This window comes from Pseudomonas sp. St290 (assembly GCF_018325805.1).
GTDB classification, from domain to species: domain Bacteria; phylum Pseudomonadota; class Gammaproteobacteria; order Pseudomonadales; family Pseudomonadaceae; genus Aquipseudomonas; species Aquipseudomonas bijieensis.
In genome coordinates, this window is record NZ_AP014703.1 from 2899736 (window position 1) to 2924787 (window position 25052).

Genomic DNA, 25052 nt, shown 5'->3' on the forward strand with positions numbered 1-25052 from the left:
TGACAGTCAATGAAGGTGTTGAATGTCCGTCCGCCATCGCGAGCAAGCTCGCTCCCACAGGTTTTCTAGTGACTCACAGACTGATCATTCCAGCCAATCTGAGGTGTGCCACGTCGGGTGGTTGCCAGGGGGGTATCAGGAAGGATCGGCGCCCAGCACCACATTCAGCGCGCTACGGGCATCGTCCAACTGCACTAGGGTGGCATGGCGGGCGCCGAGGGCATCGCGGTTTTCGATGGCGGTGAGGATCGCCTTGTGCCGCGGCATCGCCAACTCGTGCAGGTTGGGCCGCTGGTTGGAGTGCTTGAGCGCTTCGGCGATGGCCACCGACAACATGTTGCACAGGTTAGCGAGTAGATCGTTGTGGGTGGCGTCGGCGATGCGGCTGTGGAAGTCCAGGTCCGGTTGCAGCACGGCCTCGGGGGTCGGTGCCGCTTCCATGCGCTGGTAGGCTTCGCGGATGGCGGCGATGTCGCTGTCGGTCGCGAATTGCGCAGCGAGGGCGGCAGCGGCCGGCTCGATGATACTGCGCACGCTGGTCAGCAAACCGAAGAATTCGTTTTGCGGGCTGCTCTGCATCAGCCAGTGCAGCACGTCAGGGTCGAGCATGTGCCATTCCCGGCGGGCCTTGACCACCGTGCCCACGCGCGGGCGCGAATACACCAGGCCCTTGGCGACGAGCACCCGTGTGGCTTCGCGCAGCACCGGGCGGCTGACCGCATACTCTTCGCACAACAAGGCTTCGGCGGGCAGTTTGTCATCCGGTTTGAAACGCCCGGAGACGATCTGCATACCCAGTTCCTGGACGATGCGCGCGTGCATGCTTTTGCGGTCGGAGGGTTTACGGTAATCCATGGGGGATGGCGCGATCCTGTGCGAAGGGGATGCTGCGCATGATAGCAGGCGCGGTGAGGGCGGGTCGCTAGTGCGATTTTTTGAGGTGGATGCAGACCCCATTGTGGGAGCTTATGTGGGAGCTGAGCTTGCTCGCGATGAGGCCCTTCCAGTCAATATCTCTGTTGTCTGGCACACCGCAATCGCGAGCAAGCTCAGCTCCCACAAAAGCTTGCATCCCACAGGGGGATGCCACAAGGGGATGGATGGAGTCAGTGGGAGTGGCGAGGCACCTCGGCGCCACGGCAGCCCACCAGGAAGTCGAAGTCACAACCCTGGTCCGCTTGCAGCACATGGTCGATGTACAGCTGGCGGTAGCCGCCCACCAACAGGTTCTGCGGTGGCGGCAGGTCGGCCAGGCGCGCGGCAAGTTCGGCGTCCGGGATGTCCAGGTGCAGGCGGCCGCTGGCGCAATCGAGCTCGATCCAGTCACCTTCCTTCACCGCGGCCAGAGGTCCGCCAGCAGCGGCTTCCGGTGCCACGTGCAGCACCACGGTGCCGTAGGCAGTGCCGCTCATGCGTGCGTCGGAAATCCGCACCATGTCGGTCACGCCCTGGGCCAGCAGCTTGGCCGGCAGGCCCATGTTGCCGACTTCGGCCATGCCCGGATAACCCTTTGGCCCACAGTTTTTCATCACCAGGATCGAGTTGGCGTCCACGTCCAGTTCCGGGTCGTTGATGCGGGCCTTGTACTCGTCGAAGTTCTCGAACACCACTGCGCGACCGCGATGTTGCATCAGCTCCGGCGTCGCGGCGGACGGCTTGAGCACCGCACCCAGCGGCGCCAGGTTGCCGCGCAGCACGCAGATGCCGCCGTCGGCGCGGATCGGGTTGTCCAGGGTGCGAATGACTTCGTCCTGGCCGTAGATCGGTGCGTCCTTGGTGTTCTCGCCGAGGCTCTTGCCGTTGACGGTCAAAGCGTTCGGATGGGGGATCAGGTTCGCTTCACCGAGACGGCGCAGCACAGCGGGCAGACCGCCGGCATAGTAGAACTCTTCCATCAGGAAGCGTCCGGACGGCTGCAGGTCGACGATGGTCGGCATGCCACGACCGATGCGGGTCCAGTCATCCAACTCCAGTTGCACGCCGATGCGCCCGGCAATGGCTTTGAGGTGGATCACCGCGTTGGTCGAGCCACCGATGGCGGCGTTGACGCGGATGGCGTTCTCGAAGGCTTCCTTGGTCAGGATCTTCGACAGCTTCAGGTCTTCACGGACCATCTCTACAGCGCGCATGCCGGACATGTGCGCCAGCACGTAACGGCGCGCGTCCACGGCTGGAATGGCCGCGTTGTGGGGCAGGGACGTACCGAGGGCTTCGGCCATGCAGGCCATGGTCGAGGCGGTACCCATGGTGTTACAGGTGCCGGCCGAGCGGGACATGCCGCCCTCGGCCGCGAGGAAATCGTCGATGGTGATGGTGCCGGCCTTGACCTGTTCGCTCAATTGCCAGACCACCGTGCCCGAACCGATGTCCTGGCCCTTGTGCTTGCCATTGAGCATTGGCCCGCCGGTGACGACGATAGCCGGTACGTCGCAACTGGCGGCGCCCATCAGCAGGGCTGGAGTGGTCTTGTCGCAACCGGTGAGCAACACCACGCCGTCAATCGGGTTGCCGCGAATCGCCTCTTCCACGTCCATGCTCGCCAGGTTGCGGGTCAGCATGGCAGTGGGGCGCAGGTTCGATTCGCCGTTGGAGAACACCGGAAATTCCACCGGGAAGCCCCCGGCCTCGATCACGCCGCGCTTGACGTGCTCGGCGATCTGCCGGAAGTGCGCGTTGCACGGCGTCAGCTCCGACCAGGTGTTACAGATGCCGATGATTGGCTTGCCATGGAACTGATGGTCGGCGATGCCCTGATTTTTCATCCAGCTGCGGTACATGAAGCCGTTTTTGTCGGCGGTGCCAAACCATTGGGCCGAGCGCAGGGAGGGTTTCTTATCAGACATGATCGATTCTCTTATTGTATGACTATATTGTTCGAGCTGAAGCGTAACATAAGCGCAATTTACGCGGTTTGGAAGTGTTGTTGGGTAAATAGTATTACTATATAGTCCGATTCAACGGAGGGATTGTCCTGGCGGTCATTCGCGAGAGAAATCCCCCGAGGTTCCATAACAACAACAATCGGAGACCGGTCCCATGAGCCAGGAATTGCGGCTTATTCGTCGCATCACGCTGAAACTGATTCCCTTCCTGATCCTGCTGTACCTGATCGCCTATGTAGACCGCTCTGCCGTGGGCTTTGCCAAGCTGCACATGGGCGCTGACATCGGTATTGGCGATGCCGCCTACGGCCTGGGCGCAGGGCTGTTTTTCATCGGGTATTTCCTGCTGGAGATCCCCAGCAACCTGATGCTCGAACGCTTCGGAGCCCGGCGCTGGTTCGCCCGGATCATGATCACCTGGGGCGCCATCACCATCGGCATGGCGTTCGTCCAAGGCCCGCATAGCTTCTATGTGATGCGCTTTTTGCTGGGCGCGGCCGAAGCCGGGTTCTTCCCGGGCGTGCTGTACTACATCACCCAATGGTTTCCGGTGCGCCATCGCGGCAAGATCCTGGGCCTGTTCATTCTTTCCCAACCCATCGCGATGATGATCACCGGCCCGGTGTCCGGTGGCTTGCTGGGCATGGACGGCATCCTTGGCCTGCACGGCTGGCAGTGGCTGTTCATCGTCATCGGCCTGCCAGCGGTGCTGTTGACCTGGCCGGTGCTGCGTTACCTGCCGGATGGCCCGCAACAAGTGAAATGGATGGACCAGGCCGAGAAGGACTGGCTGACCGGTGAGCTGAAAAAAGACTTGCAGGAATATGGTCAGACTCGCCATGGCAACCCGCTGCACGCCTTGAAAGACAAGCGTGTCTTGCTGCTGGCACTGTTCTATCTGCCGGTGACCTTGAGCATTTACGGCCTGGGCTTGTGGCTGCCAACGCTGATCAAACAGTTCGGCGGCAGTGATTTGGTGACCGGCTTCGTGTCGTCGGTGCCGTACATCTTCGGCATCGTCGGCCTGCTGATCATTCCCCGCAGTTCCGACCGCCTGAACGATCGCTACGGTCACCTGGCCGTGTTGTACGTGCTGGGCGCCATCGGCCTGTTCCTCAGCGCCTGGTTGTCGGTGCCGGTGTTGCAATTGGCGGCGCTGTGCCTGGTGGCGTTCGCGCTGTTTTCCTGCACGGCGGTGTTCTGGACCTTGCCCGGGCGATTCTTTGCCGGCGCCAGTGCGGCGGCGGGTATCGCGCTGATCAACTCGGTGGGCAACCTGGGTGGTTACATCGGGCCGTTCGTGATCGGCGCGTTGAAGGAGTACACCGGCAACCTGGCTTCGGGGCTGTATTTCCTGTCGGGTGTGATGGTCTTTGGCCTGGTGTTGACCGGCGTGGTGTATCGGTTGCTGGAGCGCAAGCATGTGCTGCCGGCGGATCAATTCGCGGCCAGCGCCCGGGGGGCAACGCGTACATAAATTTGCGGGTCGACCCCGATCAAACTGTGGGAGCGAGCCTGCTCGCGATAGCGGTTTTACATTCACCCATGATGTCGACTGTGAGATCGCATCGCGAGCAGGCCCGCTCCCACAGGGGACCGCACCGAATTCAAGTTTTGTTTACAGGGAGAAAATCCATGCGTTTAGTTCAGTTCGAATTGCCTGACGGCGAGCGCCGCGTCGGTGTGGTCGACGGCCAGCAAGTACGGGAAGTGCAGGGCGCCGGGAGCGTGCGCGACCTGGCGCTGGCGGCCATCAAGGCCGGTGTGAAGCTTGAGCAGCAGGTCAACAGCCTGGGCTTGGGTGCCAGCCATGACTACGCGCGGTTGCTCGCTGAGCTGCGCATCCTGCCTCCACTGGACCACCCGGACCCGGCGCACCTGCTGGTCAGCGGCACCGGCCTGACCCACCTGGGCAGCGCCTCGGCCCGGGACAAGATGCACCAGCAGGCTGGCGACGAAGCGACCATGACCGACACCATGCGCATCTTCAAGTGGGGTGTGGAGGGCGGCAAGCCCGAGGCCGGGCAGGCCGGTGTGCAACCGGAATGGTTCTATAAGGGCGACGGCAGTATTGTGGTCCGTCCGGGCCATCCGTTCCCGCTGCCGCCGTTCGCCGAAGACGCGGGCGAGGAGCCGGAAATCAGTGGCCTGTATGTCATCGGCCATGACGGCAAGCCGTATCGCCTGGGCTTTGCGGTGGGCAACGAGTTTTCCGACCACGTGATGGAGCGCAAGAATTACCTGTACCTGGCCCATTCGAAATTGCGCAGTTGCAGTTTTGGCCCGGAACTTCGCGTGGGTGAATTGCCTCAACATCTGTCCGGGACCAGTCGTATCCTGCGCAACGGCGAAGTGCTGTGGCAGAACGAATTCCTCAGCGGCGAGGCGAACATGTGCCACAGCCTCGAAAACCTGGAATTCCACCATTTCAAGTACAGTCAGTTCCTGCGCCCGGGGGATGTCCACGTTCACTTCTTCGGCACCGCGACCCTGTCGTTCGCCGACGGCATCCGCACGCAGCCGGGGGATGTGTTCGAAATCAGCCAGGCTGAGTTCGGCGCGCCGCTGATCAACGGCATTGCCCCGGTGGACGCGGTGTTCAACCCGGGTACTATCGGCACACTTTAAAGGAGACTTGCGATGAACCAGATCCTTGGCCACAACTACATCGGCGGGGCGCGCAGCGCGGCCGGCCAGACTCGCCTGCAGAGCGTCGACGCCAGCACCGGCGAAGCCTTGCCCCATGATTTCATCCAGGCCACGGCAGAAGAAGTCGACGCCGCCGCCAAGGCCGCTGCCGCTGCTTATCCGGCCTATCGCAGCCTGAGCGCGGTGCGCCGCGCCGAGTTCCTCGAAGCCATTGCCGATGAACTGGATGCCCTGGGCGATGAGTTCGTCGCCGTAGTCTGCCGTGAAACCGCATTGCCGGCGGCGCGGATCCAGGGCGAGCGCGGTCGCACCAGCGGCCAGATGCGTCTGTTCGCCAAGGTCTTGCGCCGTGGCGATTTCTACGGTGCGCGCATCGACCGGGCCTTGCCGGAGCGCACGCCGTTGCCCCGTCCGGACCTGCGTCAGTACCGCATTGGCCTGGGGCCGGTGGCGGTGTTCGGCGCCAGCAACTTCCCCCTGGCGTTCTCCACGGCCGGTGGCGACACGGCGTCGGCCCTGGCCGCCGGTTGCCCGGTGGTATTCAAGGCCCATAGCGGGCACATGGCGACCGCCGAGTACGTGGCCGATGCAATTATCCGTGCGGCTGAAAAGTCCGCGATGCCGGCCGGTGTGTTCAACATGATCTACGGCGGTGGCGTCGGCGAGTGGCTGGTCAAGCATCCGGCGATCCAGGCCGTGGGCTTCACTGGCTCCCTCAAGGGCGGGCGTGCCCTGTGCGACATGGCGGCCGCACGGCCACAGCCGATTCCGGTGTTTGCCGAAATGTCGAGCATCAACCCAGTGATCGTGCTGCCGCAAGCGCTGGAGACCCGCGCCGAAAGTATCGCTCGCGACCTGACCGCTTCGGTGGTGCAGGGCTGCGGTCAGTTCTGTACCAACCCGGGCCTGGTGATTGGCATTCGCTCGCCGCAATTCACGGCCTTCACCCAGCAGGTCGCCGCGCTGATCGGCGACCAGGCGCCCCAGACCATGCTCAACGCCGGCACGCTGCAAAGCTACGGCAAGGGCCTGCAAAAACTGCTGGCTCACCCGGGCATCGAACGCCTGGCCGGGCGCGAGCAGCAGGGCAACCAGGCCCAGCCGCAGTTGTTCAAGGCCGATGCCAGCCTGTTGATCAACGGCGACGAGGCTCTGCAGGAAGAAGTGTTCGGCCCCACCACCGTATTTGTCGAAGTCGCCGACCAGGCGCAACTGACCGCCGCGCTGAACGGCCTGCACGGTCAACTGACCGCAACGATGATCGGCGAACCGGCGGATTTCGAACGCTTCAGCGAATTGACGCCGTTGCTGGAACAGAAGGTCGGTCGCATCCTGCTCAACGGTTATCCGACCGGGGTGGAAGTGTGTGATTCGATGGTTCACGGCGGGCCTTACCCGGCGACCTCCGATGCCCGTGGTACTTCGGTGGGGACTTTGGCGATCGATCGTTTCCTGCGTCCGGTGTGCTTCCAGAACTATCCCGACAGCCTGTTGCCCGAGCCGCTGAAGAATGCCAACCCGTTGGGGATCCTGCGGTTGGTGGATGGGGTGCCGGGGCGCGAGGCGCTCTGACCTTCGCGGTGAGGCAGTTGCATCGGGGTTGAATGAGCTGCAGCTATCGCGAGCAGGCTCGCTTCCACAGGGGATCTCTAGTGAATACAGAGTTTGTGTTCGCTGAAAATCCAAGTGTGGGAGCGAGCCTGCTCGCGATGGCGATCTGGCAGGCGAAAGTGCTTTCGAACCTTATGGCCCAAGGCCCACTCCCACATTGGGTTATCATGGCAACTTTCCCAATGACCGACTGATCACCATGACTGCCGTAACCGCCCCCCTCCTGCTCGCCCTCGAATCCTGCGACATGCTGATTATCGACAGGTTGCACGCGTTCGATTTTTACCTCGACGAGCAGGAGCAATTGCACGTCGAGTGCATGAACGGCCGCACCCGCGAGCACTGGCGTTTCACGCCGACGCAAATGCAGGCCGCGACGTTCGACAAAGCCGAGAATCACTGGATCATCACCAGCGATTCGGGCGACCACCACTTGGAGTGCGTGGAAGCGACCAGCGGCCACGACGATGAGGATGAGGAACATGAAGATGCGTAGTTTCTGGCCGCTGTTGATGGCCGGCAGCTTGGGTGCCATGGGCGTTCAGGCCGATACCAACGAGCGTCATCAACTGCTGGTGGGGTCCTACACCGCCGGCCAGAGCCAGGGCATCTACCGCTTGCAATTCGACAGCCGCACCGGCCTGCTCGATGCCAATCCCTTGCAAGTCATCAAGACGGACAACCCTTCGTGGCTGACCCTTTCCAAGGACATGACCCGGCTGTTCGTGGTCAACGAAAACGGTCCGGGCCAGAGAGACCCGGTGGGTAAGGTCAGTAGCTACACCATCGACCCGAAGACCCACGAACTGAGCCTGATCAACCAGGTGCAGTCCCTGGGCAACGAGCCGACTCATTCCAGCCTCAGCGGCGATGGCCGTCATTTGCTGGTCAGCAACTATTCGGTGGTGGAAGACCCGGGTGGCACCCTGGCGGTGTTGCCGGTGGCCGCTGACGGCAAGTTGTCACCTCCGGTGCAGTTGAGCAGCCATCAGCCGAGCCGGGTCAATCCCGAGCGGCAGATGTCGGCCCATGTGCATGCCGCCGTGTCCTCTCCAGATGGCAAGTACGTATTCGCCAACGACCTGGGGGCGGACAAGGTGTTCATCTACCGCTATGACCCCAAGGCCAATCCCGAACTACCGTTGACCGCCGCCGCCCCTGCCTTCGTGCAGTTACCACCCGGCAGCGGCCCGCGTCACCTGCTGTTCAGCGCCGATGGCAAGCATGCCTGGCTGACCATGGAAATGAGCGCGCAAGTGGCTGTGTTCGATTACCAGGACGGACACCTGACCCAGCGCCAATTGGTGGACCTGGCGGCTGGCAAACCTCAGCCGGGTAGGGCGGCAGCCGCGCTGCATGCTTCCGGGGACGGGAAGTTTCTCTACGTCAGCAATCGTGGCACCACCAATGAAATACTGGTGTTCGCCATCGACCCGGTCGCCGGCACGCTGAAAGAGCTTCAGCGTCGCTCGGTCGAAGGCGATCATCCTCGGGAGTTCAGTCTCGATCCGAGTGGCAAGTTCCTGCTGATCGCCAACCAGAAGAGCAACCAGATCGTGGTGCTCGAGCGCGATTCCAAGACCGGCCTGCTGGGTAAAACCGTGCAGAAATTGCCGGTGGATGCCCCCAGCGACCTGAAGTTCATCGTCCGTCAATAGACCGCAGGCCGCGTTTTTCGTGGCCCGCGCCGTTGTATCAACGAGACTGATATTCGCTAGTACTACAAAGCATTTCAAGACGAGACGCCTCGGCGCGTAAGTTTGCTTCACGGCCCAACCGGGCAAGCCAGCCAACTGAATCCGAGGTCTACCGCCATGAATCTGAATCTCTTCTCTGTAATCGCCGCTTCCGCTATCTCCGCCACCGTGGCGCTGCCAGCCAGTGCCAACATCGAGATCAGCGACAAAAGAAACCGCACCCAGAGCTACACCGAGAAATACCTGCAACAAAGCGCCAACTTCTATGCCGCGTTGGACCACAAGACCCAACACTGAAATATCGCCCAACGACAGAAGCCTGCGATCTTTTCATCTTCCCTGACGTTCAGGTGGAGAGAAAAGATCGCAGGCTTCGCCGTTTCCAGTGAAATCCTACTGTAATATCATTTGGCCATGTGTTTAAATTTGACGCTGACAAATTGACTCCTTTACCGATAAGGATCGACACCATGGCGATGCGTCTGGCAGTGATGCTGCTGTTTCTCTACTCGACTCCAATTGTTTCAGCCGCTCAGCCGGATTCCGCTGAGTTGGAAGTGGCGCGTGAGCGATTGTTGAGTTTGCTGAGTGACTGAGTGGGTCTGCTTAGAGATTTTGCGAGAGCAAGGCTTGCCCGTAGTGGAGGTTGATTTTCTCTGTGGGAGCAAAGCTTGCTCGCGATGAACGATGACGCGGTTCTTTTCAGGGACTGAGGCGTCTGCATCGCGGGCAAGCCTTGCTCCCACAGAAGTGCCCCTCGCCACAGGGCTGTGTGCAGGCAGTTACTTGGCCATTATCGCCATGAACAGCTCGGACTCCAGAAACCTTTGCAACCAGTCCTGTAGCCGCGGGTAGGGCGCCTGGGCGAACCATTCACGGTCGACATGGGCGAACTGGCGCACGAACGGCATCAGCGCCACATCGGCCAGGCTCTGGTGATCCGCCGCCAGGAATGGCCGGGTTTCAAGTAATGCTTCCAGCCGGCGCAGAAAGACCTCGCCCTCGACCCGATAGTGCTCCACCGAGTGTTCAGGATGGCGCTCAGGGTATTTGTAGCGGTTCAGATGCAGCTTGAAGACCTGGTCGTTTTCCTCGATCAACGCTGCCGTCAACGCCTGGCCTTCGGGGTCGCCGAGCAATCTCCAATTATCCGGGTCCTGCTGCGCCAAGGCCCAGCGCATGATATCCAGGCTTTCATCGATCACCCGACCATCGACCTGCAGCACCGGCACCGTGCCTTTGCTGGAAAGTGCGAGCATCTCGGCTGGCTTGGCCTTCAGGCTGACCTCGACAATCTCCACCTCGACCGCGCTATAGCGCAATGCCATGCGCGCCCGCATCGCGTAGGGACAGCGCCGGAAGGAATAGAGCGTGGCGTGGCTCATGTCACCTCCACCGTGCTCAAGCCGTTGCCCTGACGCCGGACCTGGATCTGTACCGGGATCCGCTCGTGCATTTCCTGCACGTGGGAAATCACCGCGACCTTGCGACCTTGGGCCTGCAGTCCGTCGAGGGCGTCCATCGCCAGTTGCAGGGATTCAGGATCGAGGCTGCCAAAACCTTCGTCGATGAACAGCGATTCGATCTTCAGGGTGCTGGACGCCATCGAGGCCAGGCCCAACGCCAGGGCGAGGGAGACCAGGAAAGTCTCGCCGCCGGACAACGAATGCACCGAGCGCAGTTCATCGCCCATTTCCGTGTCCATCACCAGCAGCCCGAGCATGCTGCCGCCACGCTTGAGCCGGTAGCGGCGCACCAACTGCCTCAGTTGGGCGTTGGCGTGGTGCACCAGCAAATCGAGGTTGTAGGCCTGGGCCAGCTTGCGGAAGCGGTCGCCGGTGGCCGAGCCGATCAGCGCATCCAGGCGTGCCCAGCGTTGGTACTCGGTGTAGGCCTGGTCGATCTGCTGGGCCAGGGCCTGGTTGGCATTCTGTCGGCGCTGGTCCTCGGCCTGGTCGGCGCGCAATTCGGCGCAACGCTGTTCGCTGACGGCGAATTGGGCCTGCAAGTCGGCGAGGGCCTGGGCGAGTTGTTCGGGCGCCAGGTTGCCGTTGTGCTGGGCCTGGTGGTTTTGCAGGCGCTGCTCGCGTTCGGTGAGCAGTACGCGGGCCTGTTCGATGGCTTTCTCGCTGTTGAGCAAGCGTTGGCGCAACTGGCTGACGTGCTGTTCGTCGAGGCTGAGCAGGGCCTCGAGAGAGGCGTCGTCCAGTTCGGGATGGGTCGTGCGCCATTGCGCGATGCCCGTTGCCAGCGCCTGCAGTTCGCTGCCCAGGGACTGGGCCTGTTCCTGCCGGGCCTTGAGTTCGGCGGCCAGTTGCACGAGGTTGTTGCGCAATTGCTGCAGCTGTTGATTGGCCGCTGCTTCGCCAAGACGAGCCTGTTCCAGGGCCTGATCGAGTTGTTGCTGCCACTGTTCGGCGCTGGCGTGTGAGCCCAGCAGGTGTGTGAGTTTTTCCTGGCAAGCGTGATGTTGTTCGGTCAGGGCCTTGAATTGCTGCTGCGCCGATTCCAATTGCTGCACGCGGGTCTGCTGGCGGTCCTGTTCCTTCTCCAGGGTTTGCTGACGCTGGAGTTGTTCGCCGAGTTCGTCACGCTGCTGTTCCAATTGCTCCAGGCGTTGGGCGATCTGCTGGTCGAGCTGCATGAAGGTAGCGGCGGGCTCGGTGCGCAAGGCCTGCAACGTGTCTGCTGGCAACAAGGCGCTGAAGTGATGCAACTCATCGTCCAGGCGCTGGCGATCACGGGCCAGTTCCTGCTGCTGGTTGCTCAGTTGTTGTGATGCCTGCTGGCTGGCCGTTTCGGCATTGCGCAGCTGCTGCGCCAGGCGCGCGGCGTCCTGTTGCAGGGTCAGCAGGGCGGTTTGTCGTTGTTCGTCCTGGTTGATGTGCTGGTGCAACTGGCTGTCCTGTTGCGCCAGCCAGGTGTCGCGTTTGTTCGAATCCTGGGCCAGCAATTGTGTCGACAGCGGGTGGGCTTCAAGGCTGGGCGCCAGGCTTTGTTGCTGGGCGGCGAGTTGTTCCTGCTGCTGCTTGAGCTCCTTGAGTTGGGCGATGACGCCACTGTATTGGGCCCGCAGGTCGATGACTTTTTCATTGAGCAGGTCGACGGCCTTGCGGGCGTTGGCCTCTTCGGTTTCATCGAAGCGCCCGAGGCTTTGCAGCAGGGCTTCGGGCTGATGGTAAGGATGCTCGACGCTGCCGCACACCGGGCACGGTTGCTCGTCCTGCAACTGCGCGCGCAGTTGCTCGACGCTTTCACTGCGGGCCAGGCGCTGACGCTCCAGCAGTTCCCGGGTGACGGTCAGGGTCTGTTCGGCAATGGTCAGTTCGGCCTTGGCTTCGCCGCCTTCACGCACCAGCCGGTCACGTTCCTGCAGCGCTCGTTGCTGGCGCTGCTCAAGCTCGGCCCCGCGTTTGTCCAACTCTTGCTGACTGGCCCACAGTCGGGTCAGGTCTTCGAAGGCGCGCAATTGCTTGCGGTTGTCTTGCAGCAGGTTGCCGAGCAACTGGATCTGTTCGGCCACGGCATCCGGCTCGGCGCCGGCTTCTTTGTAGAGCAATTCTAGGTTTTGTCGCTGGTTTGCCAGCGCCTCGACGGCGCGCGCGGCGCTTTGTTCCAGGGCGGTGAGTTCGGCCTGGCCCTTGTTCAAGCGATTGCCGATCAGCATCAGTTGTTGGAGGCGATCGCGATAGGCGTTCCAGGCATCGCTCAGCGGTGCCAGGTGCGTGCTTTGTTCAAGTTCGCCGGCGATCCGCTGCAAGCGCTCGGCCACCAGCCTTTGCTGTTCGAGCAGGCTGTCAATCGTGCGTTGGCCTTCGCTGCAAGCTTGTTGCGCCTGTTCCTGGCGCTCGGCGCTCTGGCTGACGTCCCTGGCGAGGCGGGCGAGGGTACTTTGCTCGTCGAAGGCCTGACGCAGCAACGGCGCGCTGTCGCTGCTGTGCTGGCGAGCGGTGGTCAGTGCCAGTTGCGCATTGGCCAGGTCCTTCTCCAGCGTGGTCTGCTGTGCCTGCAAGTCGATCTGCTGCTGGGTGAGTTGCTGGATCTGCACCGCCAACGGTTCGAGCTGGCGGGTCAGTTCCGTCTGACGAATGAACTGATGCCGCTGGGGCGCCAGTTGTTCCAGGCGCGTCAATTTCAGGCGTTCGTCGGCCAGCGCATCCCAATCGACCTGGGCCTGTTGCAGTTGTTCGGCGGCGCTGGCGTGTTCGTCCTGCAACTGGCGCAGGTCCTTGAGCCAGGTGTGTTGCAGCTCCAACTGCTTGAGTTGTGCCTGTTGGGCCTTGAGTTGCTGCTGGGCGTCGTTGAAGCGCTGATCCAGTTCGGCCCGGGTCTCCGGGGCCAGCGGTGTCACGCCGGTAGCCTGGTCCTGCAACTGCTTGTGGGTTTCCTTGGCTTGCTTGGCCTTGTCGAAGGCACGGCGGCCGAGGCGGGTGTACAGGGCGGTGTCGGTGAGTTTTTCCAGCAGTTCGCTGCGATCGTTGTCATCGGCCTTGAGGAACGCGCTGAACTCGCTCTGGGCCAGCAGCACGGCGCGGGTGAACTGTTCGAAGTTCAGGCCCAGGGCGGCTTCGAGCTGGGCCTTGTATTCGCCTTTCTGGCTCGCCAGCAGTTGATCGTTGTCCAGGTTCCGCAGGCTCTGGCGGCTGGCTTGCAACTTGCCACCGGCCTTTTCCCGGGCGCGATTGGCTTCCCAGCGGGCGCGATAGCGGCGCCCGTCGATGCCGCGAAAATCCACTTCGGCATAGCCATCGCCGGTCCCACGGCGCAACAGCGTGCGCGGGTCGCCCGTGGCGATCTCGCCATCGACGTCCGGCACCTTGGCGTCGCGTCCGGTGTTATTGAGACGTGGCACGGCGCCGAACAGCGCCAGGCACAAGGCGTCGAGCAGGGTGCTCTTGCCGGCGCCGGTGGGGCCGGTGATGGCGAACAGGCCGGCGCTGGCCAAGGGTTCGGCGGTGAAATCGATTTCAAAAGGCCCGGCCAGGGACGCCAGGTTCTTGAGGCGGATCGCGAGAATCTTCATGGTTGCTCGCTCTCCATCTGCACGTCTTGCAACAGCACAGCAAAATCCTTGAGGGTCTGTTCGTCCACTTCGTTGCCGTAGGTGTCCAGCCAGGCGCGGCTGAACAGCTCCTGCGGGCTGAGTTGATCCAGCTCCACCAGCGCGCCGCCGTCATCAGCACTGCCGGTGCCACCGTTGCCGGCGTATTCGGCAGCGATCCGTACCAGGCGTACGGCCTTGCCTTGCAGCGCGGTTTCAACCTGATGACGCAAGTCCGGCTGCGGTTCGTCGAGGCGCACCCGCACTTCTAGCCAGGGTTGGCGCTGGACATCGGCCAACAGGTCGATGTCCGGCAGGTCCTTGAGTTGCACCAGGATCTCGGCCAGCGGCGCCGGGCCCAGGCGTTGCAGGTTGACGGCCCGGGGAATCAGGCGTGGCTCGACCTTGACCAGGGTGTCGCCGTCCAGGGTGATGTCGAGGATCTGATGCTGATAGCCGATCTCCGAGAATGACAGCGGGATCGGCGAGCCACTGTAGCGGATCCGTTCTTCACCGTTGACCTTCTGCGGCTTGTGCAAGTGGCCGAGGGCGACGTAGCTGATGGTGGGGCCGAACAGGCTGGCGGGCAGGGCCTCGGCGTTGCCGATGATCAGGCTGCGTTCGGAATCCTCGGACACCGAACCGCCGGCCATGTGTGCGTGACTGATGGCGATCAGGGCCTGGCCTTTCTTGCGCTTGCTGTTGGCGGCGGCGATCAGCCATTCATGGACCTGGCCGATACCGCGCAGGTAGTCGTCACCCAGTTGCGCGCCGGTGACTTCGGCGGGCCGCAGGAACGGCAGGGCCAGGCACCACGCCTTGACCTTGCCCTTGGCGTCGGGCAATGGCAGCAGCAGGCGCTCGACATCCAATTGACCGTCGTCCAGCCACAAGACCCGGCCCAGGGCGTGGGTGCGCAAGCGGCGCATCAGCGGCGCCGGCAACTCGATCCGCGAGCCGGAGTCATGGTTGCCGGCGATCATCACGATGGTCAGGTTGGCGTTTTGTTCATGGGCGCTGACGATGAAATCGTACAGCCGCTCCTGGGCTTTGACCGGTGGGTTGACGGTGTCGAAGATATCCCCGGCGATCAGCAGTACGTCGGGTTTTTCGTGGGTCAGCTGACGCAGCAGCCAGTCGAGGAAACAGGCGTGTTCGAAATCGCGCTCCTGGCCGTGCAGGTTTTGCCCCAGGTGCCAGTCGGAGGTGTGAAACAGACGCAAGGTAAACTCCAGGAAACAGATGATGGCCGCGGTGAAGAGAAGGGCGGCTAAAAGAAGCAGAGTTTACTGGGAAACTGGGGGGAGGACTTGTTCAACTTCGAGGTATCTGCTGCAGCGCAATCCTGTGGCGAGGGAGCTTGCTCCCGCTGGGCTGCGCAGCGGCCCTTGTTTTGCGATTGCTGCGCAATCGAGCGGGAGCAAGCTCCCTCGCCACAAAAGCTCAAAAGCTACAAAAAGGAGCGGTTTATTTAGGATAAAGCGGCGGCAACCCCGAATCACCGGCCGAGTCCAGCGCCCCTTCGGTGGGCGGGATGGTGCGAATGGCCCGCCACAGGTCTTCGCCTTGCCAATGCTGGCCGGTTTCGCTGTAGAGCGCGCCGTTGAGGCCGTCGAGGGCGTCGGACAACGGCACGAACCGCGCGGCCATGTCGGCCAGGGTTTCCGGTTGCTGCCGGGCCCAGGCGTCCAGGGCCTGGCGGGTGGCGTGTGGATCGTTGGCCAGGCAGGCGCGCTTGAGGTCGTCCAGCAGAGTGCGCGGGCTCGGCCCGGCCTGGGTCGAGCGCAGGATGGCCGGTTGCCAACGGGCGCGCCACCACAAGCCAAAGCCGAGCAGTGTCGTGCAAGCCAGGATGAAAGTGCTCAGTTGCCAATACCACAGGGTCTCGCTGTCGACCGTCGTCACGATCTGCGCCGTACCCGCCGGCGTATCCACCATCAGGCTTGGGTTGTTCGCCACTTGCAGGGTCCGCGCCGGCAGGCTGGTGCGGTCCAGGTGGTCTTCCAGGGTGTTCCACCAGACCACTTCCACCGGTGGCAATTCGATGGTGCCGCTGCGGTTGGGCACCAGCGCCTCGCGGTCTTCGCGGCTGCCCACCAGCCCGCGTTCACTGCTGCGGCTGCTGAGTACCGGCTGGTCCGGATAGCGCCGCAAGCCATTGATCTCGGTGGCCGGGAGGGGCGGCAACTGGGCACTGGCCAGGCCTTCGGCTTCCAGGGTCAGGCTGCGGGTCAGGGAATCGCCGACCTGGCTGTGAGTCGGTTCGGGGCTCCAGCTCTCGCTCAAGGACAGACTGCGTGCTGGCAGCCAGGGCACATCGGCTGGGTAGCTGGCGGGCTTGGGGTTGACGGTCAGCCGCAGTTGCTCGGAACTGACGCGCATCAGTTGGCCGGGTTTCGGCCCCGAAGGCACCGCGTCCTGGGCCACCGGCTCGACCAGGGTGGCGCTGAAGGTCTGGGCCGGAATCGTCAGTTCACCGCTGCGCTGCGGGTAGATGCCGTAGCGCAGTTCGATCACGCCGTGGCGCACATCGTTGATGACCTTTTCATAAGTGCGCGATTCGCCCAGTTGTTCGGTGCGAGCATCGGGGATGTGCAACGGCGTCAGGCTGCTGTCGTCGTACAGCGACACCGAATGGTAGATGCGCAGGGTCAGGATCGCCTGGGCCTGCACGTACACGTGGGTCTGGTCGAGACTGGCCTCGATGAACACCGGCGCCAGGGTCCCCGATGCGTTGCGGGTTTCGCTTTCGATCACTTGCAAGGTGATCGGCTGGCTGGTCACCTCGCCCAGTTGCAGCGGGGGAATGATCACGGTGCCGCTCTGGCGTGGCAGCAGGGTAATGATCCAGCGGGTGGTGGCGCGGTTCTCACCGTCGAGGGTCGTCAACTGGTTGACCTGGCGGGTGCCGCGCACGTCGAACAGGGCCTGGAGCGGGCCGAGGTCGGGTTTGCCGAACAACGTGGCATCGTTGGATTCCAGGGTCAGTTCCACCGTTTCCCCGGAGTTCAGGCGGCTGCGATCGACACTGGCAGTCAGCTGTGCAGCCTGGGTTCCAGAGGCCCAGAGCAGCAAGATGAGTAGGTAGGCGGTGAAGCGGGTCATGGGGTTTTTCCCTGGGCCTGATGGCTTTGCTGTTCATACCAGAATTTACGCCTGAGCAGCTCGCCAGGATTGTCCGGGATCTGGCGCAGCCATTGTTCCAGGGCCTGGCGTTGTTCTTCTTCATTGCGCTGGCCGGCGGCGGGGCGCAGCGGCGGGGTGGTGGTCTGCTCGTCCGGTAGCTCGCTGCCCGGTACATCCTGGGCGGTGGGCGGTTGTGCCGTTCGCGGGGGCTGGGATTCGTCCGGCGTCGCGGTTGCCTCGGAGGAGGGCTGCCCCGGTTCGGAAGACTGGCTGGGTGAATCGGCATCCGGCGCTTGCTCGGCGGGGCCCGGTTCCTTGCTTTCGTCGGGCTTGGGTTCTTGCGCCGGCGGTGCCTGCTCGTTCAACAGGCTCTGCACCAGGGCCCTGTTGGTCTGGGCAGGGCGCAGGTCGGGCTGCAACTCCAGGGCTTGCTCATAGGCATCCAGCGCTGCTTCCAGTTCACCGCTGCGGGCCAGGGCGTTGCCACGATTGTAGTGCGCGCGGGCGTCGTTGCCTTCGGCGAAGCGCCGGGCGGCTTCGCTGTATTGGCCAGCTTCGTACAGGGCAACACCTTGCCACTGGCTGTCCTCGAAATGCGCGGCGGCCTCGGCGGGGCGTTTTTGCTTGAGTAAGTGCTGGCCCTGTTGGTCGGCGCGCAACCACAGGTCCTGGAATTCGAAGGCGTGGCCAGTCTGCGGCAACACGAACAGCAACGGCAGGCAGAACAGCCAGCCTCGCCGCCCGGCGCAGGCGGCTAGCAGCAACAGGGGCAGGAGCAGCCAATAGCCCTGGTCGGCCCAGGTGTCCAGGCGCAACGTTTGCCCATCGCTGCGCAGGTGGCGAGGACCGTCCAGCAGGCCCAGGCCACGCAGGTCGCTATCGTCCAGCCGCGCCGGCCGGTAGCGGCCGTCCAACTCGTTGGCGAAGGCCTTGAGGCCCGGGCTGTCCAACCGTGGCACCAGGATCGCACCCTGGGCATCCTTGAGGTAACTGCCATCTTCCTGGGCCACCGGTGCGCCTTCCCGGGTACCGATACCCAGCATCAGCCATTGGGTGGCGGAACCATCCAGTACCTGGCGAATGCCTGCGCGTTCCTGCTCGTTCAGCGACGAGCCGATCAGCAGGATCCGGCCGTGGCCGAGCTCACCCTGATCCAGCAGGGCCATGGCCTTGTGGACCGCCAGGTCGGCACGATGACCGCCTTGGGGCATGATCGACGGGGCGAGGGCTTCGAGCAGGTTGGCGCTGGTGGACAGGTCGTCGGACAGCGGCACCAGCGTGTGGGCGCTGCCGGCATAGACGATGATCGCGGTCTGGGCATCGCTGCGGTTGTGCAGCAGGTCCAGGACCTTGCGCCGGGCTTGTTCCAGGCGCGTGGGCGGGACATCGGTGGCGAGCATTTCCGGGGTCAGCTCCAGTACCACCACCAGCGGGTCGGCGGGTTTCTGGCTGGTCTGTTCGACCCGCGCCCAACTTGGCCCGAGCAACGCCAGCACGATCAACAGCCAACCCAGGCCCAGGGCAATCCATGGCAACCGGCTTTCACGGCCGCTGCCACCACTGAGCAGCACGGCATGGAAGGCCGGCGGCAGGATCATCTGCCAGCGGCCCACCCGTTTCTGTCGATGCCACAGTTGCCAGAGCAACCAGCCCAGCAACGGCAGCAGCAACACGAACCAGGGGCGCAGCCAGTGTGGCCAGAGGGCGATCATCGACGCCTCCGCAAGCGCAGGCGCTTGAGCCGCTGGCGCCACTCGGTGTGTTGGGCCGGCTGGAACAGCGGCTGGTTGAACAGGCGCTGCAACGGATTGTCCGGCCAGCGCGCCCGGGCCACCAGCAACATGCTCAGCAGCAGGGCCACGGCCAGGGGCCAGTGATACAGCGCCAGGGCCGGGCGGGCCTGGGTCGGTTGCTGGGTCACCGGTTCGAGCTGGTCGAGGGTGGTCTTGATCGCCAACAATTGCTCACCGTCCTGGGCCCGAAAATAGCGGCCGCCGGTGGCCTGGGCAATGTCCTTGAGGGTCGCTTCGTCGAGGTCCAGGCTCGGGTTGACACCGAGAAAGCCTGCCGTGCCGCTTTGTTCCGGGTCGGCACCGATGCCGATCGGGTAGATTTTCACGCCTTCATCGGCGGCCAGACGCGCGGCGGTCAGCGGATCGATTTCGCCGCCGTTGTTGGCACCGTCGGTAACCAGGATCAGTACGCGACTGTGGGCCGGCCGCTGGCGCAGGCGCTTGAGGGCCAGGCCAATGGCGTCGCCGATGGCGGTATTCTTGCCGGCAATGCCGATGCGCGCCTCATCGAGCCAATGGCGCACGGTGCGCCGGTCGAAAGTCAGCGGTGCCTGCAAGTAGGCCTGGCTGCCGAACAGGATCAGGCCGACCCGGTCACCTTCGCGCCCTTCGAGAAAGTCCCCGAGCATATGCTGGACCAGCGCGAGGCGACTGACTTCTTCGTCTTTCCACTGCATGTCGGGAAAGTCCATGGAGCCCGAGACATCCACCGCCACCAACAGATCACGGCCGCTGGCGGCAATGGGCAACGGCTCCCCCAGCCACTGCGGTCGTGCCGCGGCGATCAGCAACAGCAGCCAAAGCAGGATAAAGGGCGCCTGTTGCCGCCAGGTCGGCAGATTGGCCCGGGCTCGACGGCCCACCAGGCCTTCCAGGTCCCCAAGGAAGCTGACCTTGAGCGCCGGCTCGCCACTGTCGGCCGCCGGCAGCACCAGGCGCATCAGCCAGGGCAGCGGCAACAGGGCGAACACCCACGGCCAGGCGAACTCAAACATGTTTGCGGATCCAGATTTCGACTGCCTGGGTCAGGCCGGCGATGGCTTTGTCGTCGAGCTTGCATTCGGGCTTGTAGGCGCCTTCCACCAGTACCATCCAGCGCGTCAGGCCGGCGGCCGGGCAACGGTTATCCAGGAAGGCCAGCCATTTACGCCCGTTGAGGGTGTGGCTCTGGCTGTAGGGATAATGGTTGCGACACAGGCGCTTGAGCAGTCCGTTGAGCTGTTGCAGCCAGGCACCGGCCGGTGCGCCGTCGTAGGGCTTGGGCAGCCGGGCGAGTTCGGCCAGGGCGGCCAGGCGCACCGGGTCCAGGGGTTGTTCGCTACGGACGGTGGTGCGCTGGGTCGGAATGAACCGGCGCAATTGCCACAGCCCCAGACCCAGCAACGGCAATACCACCAGCAGCAACCACCAGCCTGGCGCGGGCGGCCAGAAACCAATGGGGGGCGGTGCCATCAGCGGCTGCAATTGATCCAGATTGCTCATCGGCTTTTCCCGGCCCGCTTGGGGTTCAGGTATTCACGCAGTTGTTCGACCATGTCGCCCTGGGTACTCAAGGGCATCATCAGGATCCGCAGTTTCTGCGTCAGCAGTTCCCAGCGCTCCTGGCGCGCCTCGGCCTGGGCGCGATAGGCCTGGCGCAGTTCGAAATTCAGGGTGTCGAGCTCCAACTGTGAACCACGTTGGGCGAAACGCAACAGGCCGGCGGCGGGCAGGGCATGGTCCAGTGGGTCCGACAACGGCAACAGCAGCAGGTCGCAATGGCGAGACAGCAGGCTCAGTTGCTGCTCGGCGCTGTCGGACAACGCACGCTCGTCGCAAATCACGATCACCAGGCTGCCGGGCCGCAGCACTTCCCGGGCCCGGCGCAGGGCGATGCCGAACGAGTCGCGGTCCGGCTCGCCCTCGGTGTGCAGTGACTGATTGACCCGCACCAGCCGGTTGAGCAATTGCAACAGGCTCTGTTTGCTGCGCCGCGGTTTGACCTCGTAATGGGTGTTATTGCCGAACACCAGGCCGCCGACCCGGTCATTGTGTCCCAGCGCGGCCCAGCCGATCAGACTGGCGGCCTGGGCGGCGAGCACCGATTTGAACATCAGCCCCGAGCCGAAGAACAGCCGGTGGCTTTGCTCGATCATGATGAAGATCGGTCGCTCGCGTTCTTCGTGGAACAGTTTGGTATGCGGCTCCTGGGTCCGGGCGGTGACACGCCAGTCAATGGTGCGCACATCGTCGCCGGCCTGGTAGACCCGTACCTGGTCGAAGTCCACCCCGCGTCCGCGCAGCTTGGAGTGATGCAGGCCGATCAACGGGCTGCGCTGGCCGGGTGTCGAGAACAACTGCACCTCGCGCACGCGATGGCGCATCTCGATCAGCTCCGAAAGGCTGACGCGGATGCCCGGTGCGGGCGTCAGTGGGTTATTCATGACTCATACTCAAGCGACAGCGACGACGTCGAGAATCCGCTGCACGACCCGGTCCTGGTCGATGCCGGCGGCTTCGGCTTCGAACGACAGGATGATGCGATGGCGCAGCACGTCGAACAGCACGGCCTGGATATCTTCCGGGCTGACAAAGTCGCGTCCGGCCAGCCAGGCATGGGCACGGGCGCAGCGGTCCAGGGCAATGGAGCCCCGCGGGCTGGCGCCGTAGGCGATCCACTCGGCCATTTCCGGATCGAACTTGGCCGGATTGCGGGTGGCCATGATCAGTTGCACCAGGTACTCCTCCACGGCGTCGGCCATGTACAAACCGAGGATTTCCTTGCGCGCCGAGAAAATCGCCTGCTGGCTCACGCGGCGTTCGGGCTTGGTCTCGCCGTTCAGCGCTTCACCCCGGGCCTGCTGGAGGATGCGGCGTTCCACCGTGGCATCGGGAAAGCCGATCTTGACGTGCATCAGGAAGCGGTCGAGCTGGGCTTCGGGCAGCGGGTAGGTGCCTTCCTGCTCGATCGGGTTCTGCGTGGCCATCACCAGGAACAGTGGCGACAGTTCATAGGTACTGCGCCCGACGCTGACCTGGCGCTCGGCCATGGCTTCCAGCAAAGCCGACTGGACCTTGGCCGGGGCACGGTTGATTTCGTCCGCCAGCACCAGGTTGTGAAAGATCGGCCCTTGCTGGAACACGAAGCTGCCGGTCTCCGGGCGATAGATTTCCGTGCCGGTGATGTCGGCGGGCAGCAGGTCGGGGGTGAACTGGATGCGATGGAATTGCGCTTCGATGCCCTCGGCCAGCTCTTTGATGGCCTTGGTCTTGGCCAGCCCAGGCGCGCCTTCCACCAGCATGTGGCCATCGGCGAGCAGGGCGATGAGCAGGCGCTCGATGAGTTTTTCCTGGCCGAGAATCTGCGTTGAAAGAAAGGTTCGCAGCGCCAGCAGCGCTTCACGATGTTCCATCGATGACTGTTCCTGGAAAGGGTGGCCCAGGCGTTCGGATAACGCCGGGGCTGGGGGCGTTACTTTAATGCATGGCGGGGGGTGGCGACTAACGGGATTTTGTTTGGTGTGCGGATTTGTGATTGGTTTGGATTCATTGTGGGAGCGGGCTTGCTCGCGAAGGCGGTGTGTCAGTGGACGAAAATGTTGCCCGACACTGCGCCATCGCGAGCAAGCTCGCTCCCACAGGGGAGTTGGCGGGGGACGCGGGGTCAAGGAACACCACAGATCCATTGTGGGAGCGAGCCTGCTCGCGAAGAGGCCGGCACATCCAGCCGCATCGTCTCAGACAGACCGCTATCGCGAGCAAGCTCGTTCCCACAGAAGTTTGTGGTGAACACCGATTCCATGAACACCCGAGACCAGTGTGGGAGCCGAGCTTGCTCGCGATGGCGGCGATACGTTCAACTTCAATGCAGGCTGACCCACCGCTGTCGCGAGCAAGCTCAGCTCCCACAGGAATTGGCGGTGAATGACTCAGCCCTTCCACGCCCTCGGATTCACCAGATTCACCGGCCGCTCTCCCGCCAACGCCATCAGCAGATTATCCACCGCACAACGCGCCATCGCCTCCCGTGTCTCGTGGGTGGCCGAGCCCATGTGCGGCGTTGCCACCACGTTGTCCATCTGCAACAACGGTGAGTCCGCACTCAAGGGTTCGCGCTCGAAGACATCCAGCCCCGCGCCACGGATCTGTCCGTCGCGCAGGGCGTCGATCAGTGCCGCTTCGTCAACCACCTTGCCCCGGGAGATATTGATGAAGATGCTTTCGGGGCGCATCTGCGCGAACGCTTGCGGCCCGATCATCCCTTGGGTCTCGGCGGTCAAGGGCAAAGTCAGGCAAATGAAATCCGCCTGTCGCAACAGTGTCTCGAGGCTGCAGTAGCGTGCGCCGAACCGCTGCTCGACCGCCGGTTTGGGCGAATGACTGTGGTAGATCACCGGCATGCCGAAACCGAAATGCCCGCGCTGGGCCAAGGCTTCGCCGATACGGCCCATGCCGATGATGCCCAGGGTCTTGCCATGGACGTCGGTGCCGAAATGCCGGGGGCCGATGCTCTGTTGCCACCCGCCTGCGCGAACCAGGTTGGCCAGTTCCACCACGCGTCGGGCGGTCGCCAGGATCAGGGCGAAGCCGGTGTCCGCAGTGGTTTCAGTCAGTACGTCCGGGGTATTGGTGAGCAGGATCCGGCGTTCGGTCAGGTAGTCGATGTCGTAGTTGTCGACCCCCACCGAGACGCTGGCGATGGCTTGCAGGTTCGGCGCCAGGTCCAGTAGTTGCGCATTCAGCTTCAGGCTGGCTCCCAGCAGGCCGTGGGCACCAGGCAAGGCGTCGCGCAGTTGGGCCAGGCCTTGCCCATCGAGACGCTCGATGAGAGTGACCTGGGCCTGCGCTTGCAGGCGATCCATCAGTTGCGCCGAGAGCGCTTTGTACAACACCACGTGCTTTTTCATGGGGATCTCGATTCAGGAGTGGGCGGGGGCCGATTGCGGCGTCGCGGTTTTCGATTCGGTCCGGTCACTGGCGCCGGGCTTGAGAGCGAGGGTCAGCACCACCGACAGCAGCAACGCGCCGCTCATCAGCAGGAAGGACATGCCGGGGGAGCCGGTGGTGCCGTTGAGGTAGCCCACCAGGTACGAGCCACCGAACGAACCCAGCGCGCCCATGCTGTTGATCAACGCCATGGCGCCGCCAGCGACATTGGCCGGGAGGATCTCCGGAACGATGGCGAAGAACGGACCGTATGGCGCGTACATGCAAGCGCCGGCGACCACCAGCAAGCCGTAGGACCACCAGAAATGCTCGGCCCCCAGCAGGTAGGAGGCGTAGAACGCGATGGAGGCGATCAGCAGCGGCGGCCAGACAAAACGCTTGCGCTTTTGCGCCTTGTCCGACGCCCAGGACACCACCAGCATGCCGATCACCGCCGCCAGGTAAGGCAAGGACGACAGCCATCCGGCCTCGACCATGTTCATCTGCAGGCCAGCCTTGAGGATCGACGGCAACCACAGCACAAACCCGTAGACCCCGATGCTCCAGCAGAAAAACTGCAAGGCGAGGATGATGACCTTGGGCGAGCGGAAGGCTTCGGCGTAGTTCTTCACGGCCTTGATGCCGACCTGTTCGGCCGCCAGGGCGCTTTCCAGGTCTTGTTTTTCCTGGTTGCTGAGCCACTTGGCCTGGGCCGGACGATCATCGGCCAGGCGCCACCAGACAAAGGCCCAGAGCACCGCCGGCAGACCTTCGATGATGAACATCCAGCGCCAGTCGAATTGCTGCACCAGATAACCCGACACCACCGACATCCACAGCATGGTCACCGGGTTGCCGAGGATCAGGAAGGTGTTGGCGCGCGAGCGTTCGGCCCGGGTGAACCAGTGGCACAGATACACCAGCATCGCCGGCATCACGGCAGCTTCGACCACGCCGAGCATGAAGCGGATCACGATCAGCCAGTAGGCGTTGGAGACCACGCCCGTCAGCGTCGCCAGCGATCCCCAGAGGATCAGGCTGACGAAGATCAGTTTCTTCACGCTGTGTTTCTGCGCGTAGATCGCCCCCGGTACCTGAAAGAAAAAGTAGCCGAGGAAAAACAGGGCCCCCAGCAGCGACGACAGCCCCGGGGTGATCATCAGGTCCTTGGCCATGCCCGAGGCAGCGGCAAATCCATAATTGGCCCGGTCCAGGTAGGCCAGGCTGTAAGTGATGAACACAATGGGCATGATGTACCACCAGCGGCGGGTGGCGAGGTTGGGCGTTTGCATATCTTTGACTCCTGAGCTTGTTGTTTTTGTTGCAGCAGGTGTATTTGTGGTGGCTT

General features: G+C 63.2%; 20 protein-coding genes. 7 read left to right on the forward strand and 13 right to left on the reverse strand.

The window, feature by feature from the left end; all coding sequences use genetic code 11:
- Positions 1–135 precede the first annotated feature (135 nt).
- On the reverse strand, positions 136–855 hold the full coding sequence (locus tag PBDP_RS12830; protein WP_109756056.1) for a FadR/GntR family transcriptional regulator: 720 nt from the start codon (positions 853–855) through the stop codon (positions 136–138).
- A 251-nt stretch (positions 856–1106) separates the two neighbouring features.
- On the reverse strand, positions 1107–2843 hold the full coding sequence (locus tag PBDP_RS12835; RefSeq protein WP_212802332.1) for an IlvD/Edd family dehydratase: 1737 nt from the start codon (positions 2841–2843) through the stop codon (positions 1107–1109).
- A gap of 193 nt (positions 2844–3036) precedes the next feature.
- Between PBDP_RS12835 and PBDP_RS12840 the strand changes: the two genes are divergently transcribed.
- The 7 genes from PBDP_RS12840 (at position 3037) to PBDP_RS30115 (ending at position 9435) form a co-directional block, all read left to right on the forward strand.
- Positions 3037–4359, forward strand: a complete 1323-nt coding sequence (locus PBDP_RS12840) for an MFS transporter (protein WP_060741990.1) — start codon at positions 3037–3039, stop codon at positions 4357–4359.
- Positions 4360–4517: 158 nt separating this feature from the next.
- A complete protein-coding gene (gene araD1, locus PBDP_RS12845) occupies positions 4518–5510 on the forward strand; it encodes an AraD1 family protein (RefSeq protein ID WP_212802333.1) in 993 nt (330 codons plus the stop codon).
- A gap of 12 nt (positions 5511–5522) precedes the next feature.
- Positions 5523–7103: an aldehyde dehydrogenase (NADP(+)) gene (locus tag PBDP_RS12850; protein ID WP_212802334.1), complete on the forward strand. Its 1581-nt coding sequence runs from the start codon at positions 5523–5525 to the stop codon at positions 7101–7103.
- A 196-nt stretch (positions 7104–7299) separates the two neighbouring features.
- Complete coding sequence (locus PBDP_RS12855; RefSeq protein ID WP_109756061.1) at positions 7300–7638, forward strand: DUF5629 family protein; 339 nt, start codon at positions 7300–7302, stop codon at positions 7636–7638.
- A complete protein-coding gene (locus PBDP_RS12860) occupies positions 7625–8800 on the forward strand; it encodes a lactonase family protein (protein WP_212802335.1) in 1176 nt (391 codons plus the stop codon). The genes PBDP_RS12855 and PBDP_RS12860 overlap by 14 nt, the downstream gene beginning before the upstream one ends.
- A 156-nt stretch (positions 8801–8956) precedes the next feature.
- The gene (locus tag PBDP_RS12865) at positions 8957–9136 is read left to right on the forward strand and encodes a hypothetical protein (RefSeq protein ID WP_109756063.1); all 180 of its coding nucleotides are present in this window, start codon (positions 8957–8959) and stop codon (positions 9134–9136) included.
- 173 nt (positions 9137–9309) lie between these two features.
- Positions 9310–9435 (forward strand): hypothetical protein, encoded by a 126-nt coding sequence (locus tag PBDP_RS30115; RefSeq protein ID WP_256594285.1) that lies wholly within the window; start codon positions 9310–9312, stop codon positions 9433–9435.
- 186 nt (positions 9436–9621) lie between these two features.
- Here PBDP_RS30115 and PBDP_RS12870 read toward each other — a convergent pair whose 3' ends face one another.
- From PBDP_RS12870 to PBDP_RS12920, 11 genes are all read right to left on the reverse strand, one after another.
- Positions 9622–10224: a glutathione S-transferase gene (locus PBDP_RS12870; RefSeq protein WP_212802336.1), complete on the reverse strand. Its 603-nt coding sequence runs from the start codon at positions 10222–10224 to the stop codon at positions 9622–9624.
- A complete protein-coding gene (locus tag PBDP_RS12875; RefSeq protein WP_212802337.1) occupies positions 10221–13862 on the reverse strand; it encodes an AAA family ATPase in 3642 nt (1213 codons plus the stop codon). Before PBDP_RS12875 ends, PBDP_RS12870 begins: the two co-directional genes overlap by 4 nt.
- A complete protein-coding gene (locus tag PBDP_RS12880; RefSeq protein ID WP_109756066.1) occupies positions 13859–15103 on the reverse strand; it encodes an exonuclease SbcCD subunit D C-terminal domain-containing protein in 1245 nt (414 codons plus the stop codon). The genes PBDP_RS12875 and PBDP_RS12880 overlap by 4 nt, the downstream gene beginning before the upstream one ends.
- A gap of 244 nt (positions 15104–15347) precedes the next feature.
- A complete protein-coding gene (locus PBDP_RS12885; protein WP_163853977.1) occupies positions 15348–16985 on the reverse strand; it encodes a BatD family protein in 1638 nt (545 codons plus the stop codon).
- Positions 16982–18718, reverse strand: a complete 1737-nt coding sequence (locus tag PBDP_RS12890) for a tetratricopeptide repeat protein (protein ID WP_163853976.1) — start codon at positions 18716–18718, stop codon at positions 16982–16984. The genes PBDP_RS12885 and PBDP_RS12890 overlap by 4 nt, the downstream gene beginning before the upstream one ends.
- Entirely contained in the window at positions 18715–19794 is a 1080-nt protein-coding gene (locus PBDP_RS12895) for a vWA domain-containing protein (RefSeq protein WP_109756069.1), read from the reverse strand. The genes PBDP_RS12890 and PBDP_RS12895 overlap by 4 nt, the downstream gene beginning before the upstream one ends.
- The gene (locus PBDP_RS12900) at positions 19787–20281 is read right to left on the reverse strand and encodes a DUF4381 domain-containing protein (protein ID WP_109756070.1); all 495 of its coding nucleotides are present in this window, start codon (positions 20279–20281) and stop codon (positions 19787–19789) included. The genes PBDP_RS12895 and PBDP_RS12900 overlap by 8 nt, the downstream gene beginning before the upstream one ends.
- Positions 20278–21222 carry a DUF58 domain-containing protein gene (locus PBDP_RS12905; protein ID WP_109756071.1) on the reverse strand — a complete coding sequence of 315 codons (945 nt, stop codon included), beginning with the start codon at positions 21220–21222 and terminating at the stop codon, positions 20278–20280. Before PBDP_RS12905 ends, PBDP_RS12900 begins: the two co-directional genes overlap by 4 nt.
- Before the next feature lie 9 nt (positions 21223–21231).
- Positions 21232–22191: an AAA family ATPase gene (locus PBDP_RS12910; protein ID WP_109756072.1), complete on the reverse strand. Its 960-nt coding sequence runs from the start codon at positions 22189–22191 to the stop codon at positions 21232–21234.
- A 516-nt stretch (positions 22192–22707) separates the two neighbouring features.
- On the reverse strand, positions 22708–23685 hold the full coding sequence (locus tag PBDP_RS12915) for a 2-hydroxyacid dehydrogenase (RefSeq protein WP_212802338.1): 978 nt from the start codon (positions 23683–23685) through the stop codon (positions 22708–22710).
- A gap of 12 nt (positions 23686–23697) precedes the next feature.
- Positions 23698–24996: an MFS transporter gene (locus tag PBDP_RS12920; protein WP_109756075.1), complete on the reverse strand. Its 1299-nt coding sequence runs from the start codon at positions 24994–24996 to the stop codon at positions 23698–23700.
- Positions 24997–25052 lie beyond the last annotated feature (56 nt).